Raw genomic sequence first — 11,590 nt, forward strand, 5'->3', positions numbered from 1 at the left:
AACCATCAAAAAACAAAGTATAAAAGCCCTTAAAAGCTATACAAACAACTTTTTTTTGCTGTTTATACTTTTAAAATGGTTGTTGGTTAAAAAAATTAGAACTCTTGAAATTATCAATATAATTTTAACTCTAAACAATCTTAAAATCAATATTATGAAATCTATTTTAACTACAACACTCTTTCTTTTTTGTTCTTTAATTTTAAATGCTCAAAATTTAAACCATGAAGTATTAGACGCTAAAGGACAACCTAAATTATTAGGTAAAATTAATAAAAAGGGACTCCAAAAAGAAGGTTACAAAACATGGTTTAATAGTAATTATGACAATTACATAGTCAATGACAAATTAGTACAAACTTTTAAAACAAAGTTAAATGATTATACTATTAAAGTGTTTTTAGGCACTTGGTGTGGAGATAGCAAAAAGGAAATTCCGCGTTTTTACAAAGTATTAGAGTCTGCAGAATTTAACATGGAACAATTAGAGGTCTTTGCATTAGATAACACAAAAGACAGCTATAAAAAAGGACCAAATGGAGAAGAAAAAGGTTATAACATCCATCGTGTACCAACTATTATTTTTTACAAAGACGGAAAAGAAATTAATAGAATTGTAGAACATCCTATTGAAACTTTTGAAAATGACATTAATAATATAATAAGCAATAAACGTTACTTGCCTAAATATTATGTTGCTAATATCACTTTTAATAATCTAAACACAACACCAATAGAAGATTTGATGACGTTAGAAAATCAATTTTTGAGTTATTTTCCAGAGTACTCAGAAGGAAGCAAAGAGCTAAACACTTTAGGTTATTGGCATTTAAAAGATAAACAATATACTAAAGCTTTATATATTTTTGATTTAAACACAAAAATGTTTCCATACAACCCAAATGTTTATGATAGTTTAGGTGAAGCATTTTACCTGACAAGTAATTATGAAGAAGCCAAAATAAATTATAATAAGGTTTTAAGTTTGAAACCAGATGATAAAAATGCAATTGAAATGCTAGCTAAAATTAAAACCAAACAATTATAAGTCTATTGTAACAAGTAAATTATTCACATCTTAAAAAAAACAATTAAATAGCTTTAAAACTCGCCATACTTCACACCTCACAAATTATTAAGTTTGTGAGGTTATTTATTTACAATAAACAATGCTATTTTAAAGTTATAACATTGCTAACCAACACCTTTAAACTATCAAAAATTACAGTCATTTAATATTATTATTTCTAATTTTTATAAGTTGTAAGAAACCTAAAACCGAAAGTATCTCATTAATTACTACTGAAGACACTAAATTACAAAGTAAAAAAACTGAAGACTATTACACTGGCATTGATAGCGTAAAGATGAATATTAATTTTAAGGCTAAAGATGATTACAAGACTATAATATCAAAAATAAAAAGCACTAAAACCTATTTTAAAACCTTGTATGCTAACAATAAAAACAAAGCTATTGATAGTGCTTCTAATTACTTATATTATAAATTAATAAATGATATAATACCACATTGGTATGGTACCTCGTGGGATTTTAATGGTCACACAAGCGTACCAAATGATGGATTAATAGCTTGTGGTTATTTTGTCTCTACCACTCTAAAACACTTAAATTTTAACCTAAATCGATATAAAATGGCACAACAAGCTGGACTGCATGAAGCAATAGCTTTACAGCCTAAAAAGAAGCTTAAAATATTTTCTAACAAAACATTTTCTCAGTTAAAAGAAAAACTAAACGTTGTTTATACAGATGGCATTTACTTTGTTGGTTTAGACAATCACGTTGGTTATGTATTAATAAAGGACAAAGACATTTACTTTTTGCACTCTAGTTACTGCGATAATAAAGTAGTAATTGAATTGGCTGAAACCTCACCATGTTTTAGATCTAATTTATATGTTTTTGCTGAAATTACAACAAACGATGATTTGATTAAAAAATGGATATTTAATGAGGCTTTGGTAATTCCTACAAATTAAACAATCTCCATCTTCTTCAATAAGAAACTAGCATTCATGTTTTGACAAATTCCTTTTTTAAAGGTGTAATCAAAATACAATTCGTCATTAATAATTTGAGCATCAAAATAATAGTTTTTAACCTCTTCTAATTGTGCTTCAATTTCACAAAGACTTAAATCGTGTGTTGCAATAATACCTGTTGCATGGCTAGCCACTAATTTTTCTACAAACTTACGTGACCCAATAGCTTTGTCTTTACTATTTGTTCCTTTAAGGATTTCATCTAAAATAATAAAGTAATCATCCTGCTTAATCGCATCTACAATATATTTTAAGCGTGTTAATTCTGAAAAGAAATAACTACTATCATCTGTTAAACTATCGCTAGTACGCATGCTTGTAATTAATTTAACAGGATTGTAAATAGATTTTTTTGCACAAACAGGCAAACCAATATTAGCCATTACAATATGTAAAGAAACAGTACGCAAAAAGGTACTTTTACCAGCCATATTTGCTCCTGTTATAATAAAAAATTGTCGATCTTGAATTTTAAAATCATTATCAATCCGTTTGTTACTTTTAAGCAATGGATGCCCTAACTGCAAGACACTTGTCTCAGTATTATTATCAACAATTTGTGGATAAACATAATCTTGATTGTTAAACGCATAGTTACCTAAACTGTTATAAGCATCAAAAAAAGTAACTACTTCAAACCAATCTTCAACTTTATCTTTATAGTTTTCTAGCCATCTTTCGATGGTGTAAGTGTGTTTTAAATCTGTTAAGAAATAGCCATTCCCAAAAATTGCAGAAATTAAATTATTTCTGTTATCCAAAGCATCCATTGCTTTTGAAAGCTCTTTAATAATTTGTGAGGCCTTTTTATTTTTTAATTGAATTTTAGCCTGTTTGTCAATTAATAATTTGGATGTGAATGTTTCATTTTCAATTGCATTTAAAAGTGAAGCGTATTGACGAAAGATATCTCTCATCTTATCTGTGTTTGTACTTAACACATTTACTTTTTTTACAAAACGACCTGTAATAGACAAACCAACAAACAACCAATAACCAATGATTGCTGCAGGAATAATTTTTGCAACAGATAAACCCACAATTAAAATTGATAATACTGAAATTACTAAGGGTAACAACTTAAAAAATTTTGGCAATATACTTTGGTGAGATTTTAAAAACTCAAGTATAGTTTTTGCTTTAGTATCTACTTGTATTAAACTAGCATTAGCTTGAAAATTCTGTCTCCAATCTGCTTTAGAGGCTAATTCTTTTATAGCATTTTGCCTTCCGTTAATAGCCATGACATTATTAGCTTTTAAATTATTAGCTAAACTATCAGAACCTTCTTGTGTCGCAGTACGATTTATAAATTGAAAAAAACTGCCTTTACCAAATAAATCAATATCTAAAGCATAATTATGCAATGGATCTTGATACTTTAAACCTTGTGGTCTGTCATGAAACTCTCCAGAATTAATTTTTAATTCGGTTTCATTAATCTTAAGTAATTCTTCAGTTAATTTATACGATCTTTTAATCTTAGTATAGTTAGCAACTATAAATCCAAAAATAGTTACACCACAAATTATAACTAAAGTAAAATATAACCAGTCTTTAAATGTATAATACATTAATAAAAAGGTTAAAAAAAACACAACTAACCTAGAGACGCTTAGTCTAATCATTTTTTTGTGAAGCACAGTAACTTGACCAGCTAAACTTTCAATATTAACTTTATAAAATTCACTTGATTTTACCATAAATTATGAAAAAATAAATAATGTTATATATTTGTTAAATAAACTATAAGCAATAATAATGTTAAATAAGTGCATATTTCATAAAATACTATTTTTAATTTTTTTAATTTTCAGTTGCAATAAACAAATAAAAGAAAATATATCACCCAAAAAACACCTTTTTAAAGTACTGTCTCCAGAAAATACAGGTGTTAAATTCACAAATCAATTAAAAGAAGATGCTAACCACAGTATTATTAATTACATCTACTTTTATAATGGAAATGGGCTTTGTGCAGGAGATATAAATAATGATGGATTAACCGATTTGTATTTTGTATCCAATCAGGGTGAGAATAAATTATACCTTAATAAAGGAAATTTTAAGTTTGAAGACATTACTAAAAAAGCAAATATCGAATCACTTTCTGACTGGAATACAGGAGCTACAATGGTAGACATTAATAATGATGGATTTATGGATATTTATTTGTGCTCTGTATCTGGAATACTAGATTTCGAAGGACGTAATGAGCTTTTTATTAATAATGGAAACGGAACATTTACAGAAAAAGCTAAAGATTATGGTTTAGATTTTAAAGGTTATTCTACTCAATCATATTTTTTTGATTATGATAAGGATGATGATTTAGACGTATATATTGTAAATCACGCTGTACATACAAACCTATCTTATGGACCCGCATCACATAGAAAAAAAAGAGTAGGTTTAGTAGGTGATGTATTATTAAAAAACACAAATGGAAAATTTACAGACGTAAGTGAAACTTCTAATATTTTTGGTGGTCCAAATGGCTATGGGTTGAGTGCTTCTATTGGTGATTTTAATAATGACGGTTGGGATGACATTTATGTCTGTAATGATTTTCATGAAGATGATTATTATTACTTAAATAATCAAGATGGTACTTTTACAGAAAAAATGTCCGAAGCATTTTCTACAATTAGTAGATTTTCTATGGGAAGTGATTCTGCTGATATTAATGGAGACGGATTCTTAGACATTATCACATTAGATATGTTACCAGAAAAAGAATCTATAATAAAACAAACTGAAGGGGATGATGCTATGTACAATATGCAAAAACAGCTTAAAAAACTTGGTTATAAGGATCAAATATCAAGAAATATGCTTCAAATTAATAATAATGGATCTTACTTTATAGAAACAGCATCATATAATCACATAGAAGATACGGACTGGAGTTGGGGTCCCCTTTTTGCTGATTTTGACAATGATGGGTTTCAAGATTTGTTTATTAGTAATGGTATATTAAGGCGCCCAAACAATCTAGACTTTAGAAAATACGTTTCTAGTACTTTTAAGCAATATGGTAGTGATAATAGCTTAAAATGGCTATATAAATCTTTGGACAAGATGCCCAGCGGAGCTTCTTCAAATAGAATTTTTAAAGGCAATAGCCAGTCTTTTGAAGATAAAACTGGAAAATGGATTGAAGACAAACCATCTTTCTCAAATGGAGCTATATACTTAGACTTAGATTTAGATGGAGATTTAGATATTGTAACAAACAATTTGAACGAAAAAGCTACTATTCTCAAAAACACTACTGATAATAGCAATAACTATTTATCAATAAAGTTTAATTACAAACCATCAAATAAAGAGGGATTAGGAACCAAAGCAATTGTATATTCTAATGGCATAAAACAGTTCAAACAATTATATAAAACTAGAGGTTTTTTATCTGCTGGAGAAGGGAAGTTACATTTTGGATTAGAAAAAAATGTAATTGACTCTTTACACATTATTTGGCCAAATAACAAAGTACAAAAAATTAATGATGTTTCTATAAACACCAATCTAACTGTTGACTACAAAATTGATACAACACCATATTCTTACATTAACAAAAAAGAAAAAAACTTTTTTAAAAGAGAAAACATCCTTGATTTTGTTCATTCAGAAGATAATTACGATGATTTCTTTCATGAAAGATTAATACCAAATAGGGTTTCGATTCAGGGACCAGCTGTTGCTATTGCCGACATAGACAACAATGGGTTTGAAGATTTTTTTATAGGTAATGCTTCTGGTAAAAAAGCAAAGCTTTTTTTAAATAATGGTTTTAGTTTTAAAGAAAAAAAAATTACTCATATCGAACAAGATTTACTGTATGAAGATAATGTAGCCACCTTCTTTGACGCGGACGGAGACTCCGATTTAGACTTATACGTTGGTTCTGGTATAGAATTACTCAGAAGAAAGAATTTTGAAAACGATCGTCTATATATTAACAATAATAACAGTTTTGAAAAATCTAACAACACAATACCAAATAACTTTAATAACACTTCCAGTGTAGTCGCTTACGATTACGACCAAGATGGAGATCAAGACTTATTTATAGGTAATTTATCTAATCCCAATAGTTATGGTGACAAACCAACCGCTTATATTTTAATAAATGATGGTAAAGGTAATTTTTCAAAAGATAAAGAATTCAACCTAAATATTAAAGCTACTGCTGCAACTTGGAGCGATATAAATAACGATGGTATTAAAGATCTACTTATCGCTTCAGAATGGGATTCTCCAAAAATATATATCAATAACAAAGGAAATTTAAAACCCTTAGACATTCCAAACCATTTAAATGGACTTTGGCAATCTATAACTACTTTTGACATTGATGATGATGGGGATTTAGATATATTACTTGGTAACTGGGGTGAAAATACCCGCTTTAATGAAGTCTCATCTGATGCACCATTAAAACTTTACTATTCAGATTTTGACTCAAATGGTACTAAAGAAACTGTTTTAGCCTACAAAAAAGACAATAATTATTATCCAGTAAACTCGAAAGACGAATTAGCCTCACAAATGAATATTATAAGTAAAAGATTTATAAACTATAAAGATTTTTCATCTAAACCGATAGAAGATGTTTTAACATATGAATCTTTGAAAAAAGGAAAAATTTATAAAGTTGAAACTTTATCATCAGGTTATATTCAAAATAATAATGGTAATTTCAATACATTTATTGAGTTTAATTATCAATTACAATTAGCTCCAATAAATTCGTTTGCAGAAATAACAATAAATAATAAAAAGGGATTAGTTGTAAGTGGTAATTCTAACAAAACAGGGACATATCATGGCGCCTATTTAGCATTAAAAGGCATGTTTTTAGAAACAGATAATCAAATAAATCAATTATCAAATTATGGTGTAGATGCATTTAACGGTCAAGTAAAACAAACCGGTGTCATTAAAATGAAAAACAAAAATTTATTTTTTGTTCTTACTAATAATGAAGCTATTAAAACATACACATTTAGATAAATATTTTCATTATTATGCGCAAACATATTAGAGTTATCATTTTGTTAAATTTGATTTTTATTTCATGTAAAGAAAAAAAAGCATCAATAAACATAACAACAAATCATATACATAATACAGTGGATCAACTTACTAAAATAATGATACACGATGTATTTTCACCTCCTGTTGCAAGCAGAATTTATGTATATCCTAATATAGCAGCTTATGAGGTTTTAAGCTACAACAATAAAAGTTATAAAACCTTATCTAAGCAATTAAACGAATTCAAAACACTTCCAAAAATAAAGTTAAACAACACTTTAAATAAAAAATTAGCAGCATTAATTGCTTACATGGAAGTAAGTGAAGAGTTAGTTTTTTCCAAACAAAAGCTTATAACTTACAAAGACAGCTTGTATAGCAATTGGATTAACATTAATAAAGATGAATTTAATGAGGCTAAAATGTTTGGAAAAGAAGTAGCTAATCACGTAAAACTATGGATGAATGATGATAAATACATCGAAACAAGAAATATGCCTATTCACAACGTGTTAACAAAAGACCCTTTTAGTTGGGTCCCAACTCCACCGGCTTTTATGCCTGGAATAGAACCACACTGGAATAAAATCAGACCATTAATTATGAAATCTGCTGATCAGTTTAAGCCTGAAAAGCCACCAACACCATCTTTTGAAAAATCTAGTGATTTTTATAAAGAGTTAATAGGTGTTTATAATATTGGAAATAAAATTATAAAAGAAGGTAACACCTCTGAAAAATTGAATATTGCCAAATTTTGGGATTGTAATCCCTACGTTTCTGTTAATAAAGGACATTTTATGTTTGCTGAAAAAAAAATAACACCAGGTGCACACTGGATAGGAATATGTAAAATAGCTTGTAAAGAGTCTAATAGCAGTTTTGAAAAAACCATTTATGCTTACACGAAAACAGCTATAGCTATTAACGATGCTTTTATAAGTTGCTGGGATGAAAAATATAGAAGCAATTTAGTTCGACCAGAAACTTTAATTAATAATTATATAGACGATAATTGGTTACCATTATTGCAGACACCACCCTTTCCAGAATATACCAGTGGTCACTCTGTAGTTTCTGGTGCAGCCTCTGAAATATTAACCAAAATTTTTGGTGATAATTTTAAGTTTGATGATACTACAGAATTACCTTATGGATTAGGAGTTAGAACATTTTCATCATTTAGAGACGCTGCAAATGAAGCAGCATTAAGCAGGTTTTACGGAGGTATTCACTATATGTCTGCTGTAAAATTAGGCCTTGAACAGGGTAAAAAAATTGGACATTACATAAATAATTCTGTTACATTTAAAAACAAATAATCAAATTATTTGCAAAACATTCACATAGATGTTTGAGAAGTTATAATTATAAATCTAAATTATCAAATTGAGTAAATATAGAAATTATAGTTTGAACTGCATCTTTATAAAACTGTTGATCAATATTTTCAAAATCATCTGTTGGCTCATGATAATCTTCATGATCAGCAACTCCAAAATACACAAAAGGGATTTTTGCTTTATGAAACGCAGCATGATCACTTGCAAAAGACCAATCATCAGCTTTTGTTAATCCTTCATGATCAATTAACAAATCCACTACTCCAATATCTTTAAAATTAGCAATTGTAGGTTTTAAAATTGGGTAATGACTAGTTCCTACAGCAAATAGCTGTTGTTTTTCACTTCGGCTAATCATATCCATATTTAAGTTTAATACTATATTGCGTCGTTTTGTTAAAATGTTGTTTTCAACAAAATGATAAGCCCCTTTTAAACCTAATTCTTCAGCATCAAAAGCTGCAAAGATAACGTTATGTTTAGGTGGATTTTTAGCAAAATATTCCGCAAAAGCAAATAAAGCACTAACACCAGAAGCATCATCATCTGCTCCATTATAAATTTTACCATTTTTAATACCTTCATGATCATAATGTGCTGATATAACAATGTATTTGTCGGTTTTTTCTCGTCCATTTATGACACCTAAAATATTAACAGCATTATATATTTTTTTATCAGAAAAACTAAAGGACTGCTCAAAAGTGTTATTTAATGGTTTTACGCCTAGTGACGTGAAGTGATCAATGACGTAATTTTTTGCTAAGGCTGCACCTTTGGTCCCTGTTCTTCTTCCTTCAAAAGTATCAGAAGATAAGTTTTTGACGTCTTCTAAAAGTATTTCTGTATTAAAGAAATAACCAGTAATAGAGTCTTTAACGATATCTAAAGGCGTTGTATTTTTAAATATTTTATTAGTAGATGTATCTGTTTTACAACTTACTAAAAGTACTGACATTAGAATATAAAAGAGTCTCATAATCTTTGAATTTAATATAAATGTAACTAAAAAACCCAAGCTATGTTGCATGGGTTTTTAAATATTTAATTTACTGCTATACAGTATAGGCTTATCCTTTTAGGCTTGCGCCAAGGTACTCACGATTCACACGTGTAATGTTCTTTAAAGAAATTCCTTTAGATCATTCAACCTCACAAGCTGTAGTATTAGTACAATTAACAAAACCTTCTTCATCCATTTGTTTTACCATGTTTAAAACACGATCTGTAGCTTCTAATTTACCTTGTGGTAATAAAGCAAATTGAGATACACTAGCTCCATCAAATAACATTGCTGAAGAGTTTTTACAAGTTGCTACACAAGCACCACAACCAATACAAGTTGTTGCTTCAAAAGCTTTATCAGCATCAGCTTTATTTACTGGAGTTGCATTTGCATCAATAGTGTTTCCAGATGTGTTTACAGATATAAATCCACCTGCATGTTGTACACGATCAAAAGCACTTCTATCAACAATTAAATCTTTTACTGTAGATTATTTTTTATTTAAAGGGTTTTTCGTAGTAATTATGCTCATACCTTCTAAAAAAAATCTATACAGACAAGTAATTTAACCATCAATTAATTTGATTTAAATAGATTTTTTTGTGTTTTATACAGCTCATTATAATGTTATAAACTGTCAAGTTAATTTTATCATAATTAAAAAACTGTTACTTAAGACTAAATATCTAGGCCTTTTTTTATATAAACACGATTAATTAATGGATTAATTAGAAATATTAGCAAAAAAAGATATCTAGATGTAGTAGGGAATATAAAAGCCATTATTCCTGAAAAAATCCAAACCCAAAAGCTATTCATAGCTCTTGCTTTTTCCCATTTACCTATAGTATTTTTTAAACCCGTTTGACCATTTTCTTTTTTTATGATATACTTAATCATTAAATAATTAATAAGAGCTATAGAAGATAGATTAAAACAATAAAAGATAAACGGTCCAGTTAAATTAAAACTACCAACATAAAAAGCAGTAGAAAAAGGAAGTAAAACAATAAACAAAAGAAGAAATATATTGAGCCATAATAGTTTATTATTTACTGTTGATACATATTTGGTAATTCTCATATGAGTAACCCAATATAAAGCAATAACAAAAAAACTTACAACCAAACCAATAAAGCTAGGTATTTTACTTTGTAAAACTACCCAAGTACCATGTTGTTCTATCAATTTATAAGAAGGAATACTTATTTCTAAAACTAATAGAGTAATAGCTATAGAGAAAATAGCATCACTAAAACTGATTACACGTTTTTTATCAAAAATAAGGTGATTCATAGTTGTAGTTGATTTAAGAAATTGAAAAAATAAAAAATGCTCAAAATTTTCTTTTGAGCATTTTTCTATTGTATAAGAGATATGAATATTATCCTTTTAAAGATGCTTTTAAGAATTCAGTATTCATACGAGCAATGTTTTCTAAAGAAATTCCTTTAGGACACTCAACTTCACATGCACCTGTATTTGTACAGTTACCAAAACCTTCTTCATCCATTTGCTTAACCATGTTTAATACACGATCTGTTGCTTCTACTTGTCCTTGTGGCAATAAAGCAAATTGAGACACCTTAGCTCCAACAAATAGCATTGCTGAAGAGTTTTTACAAGACGCAACACATGCTCCACAACCAATACAAGTAGCTGCTGAAAAAGCATCATCTGCATCTTGTTTGTTAACTGGTATAGCATTTGCATCAATAGTGTTTCCAGACGTATTTACAGAAATAAATCCTCCTGCATGTTGTATACGATCAAAAGCAGTTCTATCTACAACTAAATCTTTAATAACAGGAAAAGCAGTTGCTCTCCATGGTTCAATAGTTATAGTTTCACCGTCTTTAAAGGTACGCATGTGTAATTGACACGTAGTTATTAAACGATCTGGACCGTGAGCTTCACCATTAATATATAATGAGCAAGAACCACAGATACCTTCACGACAATCATGGTCAAATGAAACAGGTTCTTCTCCTTTTTCAATTAATTCGTTATTTAAAACGTCTAACATTTCAAGAAAAGACATATCTGGAGATATGTTACTGATTGGATAATCAACCATTTTCCCTTTATCACTTGCGTTTTTTTGACGCCAAATTTTAAGTGTTAAATTCATCATA

At 28.6% G+C, this 11,590-nt stretch carries 8 protein-coding genes and 1 pseudogene; 4 read left to right on the plus strand and 5 right to left on the minus strand.

Annotation, left to right across the window (positions count from 1 at the left end; all coding sequences use genetic code 11):
* Nucleotides 1-154 precede the first annotated feature (154 nt).
* Together ITB9_RS10215 and ITB9_RS10220 are read left to right on the plus strand one after the other, a co-directional pair.
* Nucleotides 155-1,048 carry a thioredoxin family protein gene (locus ITB9_RS10215; RefSeq protein ID WP_028290232.1) on the plus strand — a complete coding sequence of 298 codons (894 nt, stop codon included), beginning with the start codon at nt 155-157 and terminating at the stop codon, nt 1,046-1,048.
* Nucleotides 1,049-1,367: 319 nt separating this feature from the next.
* Complete coding sequence (locus tag ITB9_RS10220) at nt 1,368-2,003, plus strand: hypothetical protein (protein WP_054852143.1); 636 nt, start codon at nt 1,368-1,370, stop codon at nt 2,001-2,003.
* Here the strand turns inward: ITB9_RS10220 and ITB9_RS10225 are convergent.
* Nucleotides 2,000-3,694: a DNA mismatch repair protein MutS gene (locus ITB9_RS10225; protein WP_261975612.1), complete on the minus strand. Its 1,695-nt coding sequence runs from the start codon at nt 3,692-3,694 to the stop codon at nt 2,000-2,002. The two genes, ITB9_RS10220 and ITB9_RS10225, sit on opposite strands and share 4 nt — an antisense overlap.
* A 133-nt stretch (nt 3,695-3,827) precedes the next feature.
* On the opposite strand from ITB9_RS10225, the gene ITB9_RS10230 reads away from it, so the two are divergent.
* Both ITB9_RS10230 and ITB9_RS10235 read left to right on the plus strand, forming a co-directional pair.
* Nucleotides 3,828-7,082 (plus strand): CRTAC1 family protein, encoded by a 3,255-nt coding sequence (locus ITB9_RS10230; protein WP_054852145.1) that lies wholly within the window; start codon nt 3,828-3,830, stop codon nt 7,080-7,082.
* A gap of 140 nt (nt 7,083-7,222) precedes the next feature.
* On the plus strand, nt 7,223-8,428 hold the full coding sequence (locus ITB9_RS10235; protein WP_317193483.1) for a vanadium-dependent haloperoxidase: 1,206 nt from the start codon (nt 7,223-7,225) through the stop codon (nt 8,426-8,428).
* Between the two features lie 46 nt (nt 8,429-8,474).
* Here the strand turns inward: ITB9_RS10235 and ITB9_RS10240 are convergent, their stop codons facing one another.
* The 4 genes and pseudogenes from ITB9_RS10240 to ITB9_RS10255 all read right to left on the minus strand — a co-directional run bounded on the left by ITB9_RS10240 (nt 8,475) and on the right by ITB9_RS10255 (nt 11,586).
* Nucleotides 8,475-9,407, minus strand: coding sequence for a M20/M25/M40 family metallo-hydrolase (locus ITB9_RS10240; protein ID WP_082396162.1), 933 nt, complete (start codon nt 9,405-9,407; stop codon nt 8,475-8,477).
* Between the two features lie 112 nt (nt 9,408-9,519).
* Nucleotides 9,520-9,939, minus strand: a pseudogene (locus ITB9_RS15480) (succinate dehydrogenase/fumarate reductase iron-sulfur subunit); the annotation flags it as partial.
* A gap of 194 nt (nt 9,940-10,133) precedes the next feature.
* Nucleotides 10,134-10,751, minus strand: coding sequence for a TMEM175 family protein (locus tag ITB9_RS10250; RefSeq protein ID WP_054852147.1), 618 nt, complete (start codon nt 10,749-10,751; stop codon nt 10,134-10,136).
* Between the two features lie 88 nt (nt 10,752-10,839).
* Complete coding sequence (locus ITB9_RS10255) at nt 10,840-11,586, minus strand: succinate dehydrogenase/fumarate reductase iron-sulfur subunit (RefSeq protein ID WP_054852148.1); 747 nt, start codon at nt 11,584-11,586, stop codon at nt 10,840-10,842.
* Nucleotides 11,587-11,590 lie beyond the last annotated feature (4 nt).

The organism is Olleya sp. ITB9 (assembly GCF_001315805.1).
Taxonomy (GTDB): Bacteria; Bacteroidota; Bacteroidia; order Flavobacteriales; family Flavobacteriaceae; genus Olleya; species Olleya sediminilitoris.

What these genes read in the sequence shown, in the direction of transcription:
- ITB9_RS10250 (WP_054852147.1), bottom strand. Translation starts at nt 10,751, where the DNA reads ATGAATCACCTTATTTTTGATAAAAAACGTGTAATCAGTTTTAGTGAT.
- ITB9_RS10225 (WP_261975612.1), bottom strand. Translation starts at nt 3,694, where the DNA reads ATGATTAGACTAAGCGTCTCTAGGTTAGTTGTGTTTTTTTTAACCTTT.
- ITB9_RS10215 (WP_028290232.1), top strand. Translation starts at nt 155, where the DNA reads ATGAAATCTATTTTAACTACAACACTCTTTCTTTTTTGTTCTTTAATT.
- ITB9_RS10230 (WP_054852145.1), top strand. Translation starts at nt 3,828, where the DNA reads ATGTTAAATAAGTGCATATTTCATAAAATACTATTTTTAATTTTTTTA.
- ITB9_RS10240 (WP_082396162.1), bottom strand. Translation starts at nt 9,407, where the DNA reads ATGTCAGTACTTTTAGTAAGTTGTAAAACAGATACATCTACTAATAAA.
- ITB9_RS10235 (WP_317193483.1), top strand. Translation starts at nt 7,223, where the DNA reads ATGATACACGATGTATTTTCACCTCCTGTTGCAAGCAGAATTTATGTA.
- ITB9_RS10255 (WP_054852148.1), bottom strand. Translation starts at nt 11,586, where the DNA reads ATGAATTTAACACTTAAAATTTGGCGTCAAAAAAACGCAAGTGATAAA.
- ITB9_RS10220 (WP_054852143.1), top strand. Translation starts at nt 1,368, where the DNA reads ATGAATATTAATTTTAAGGCTAAAGATGATTACAAGACTATAATATCA.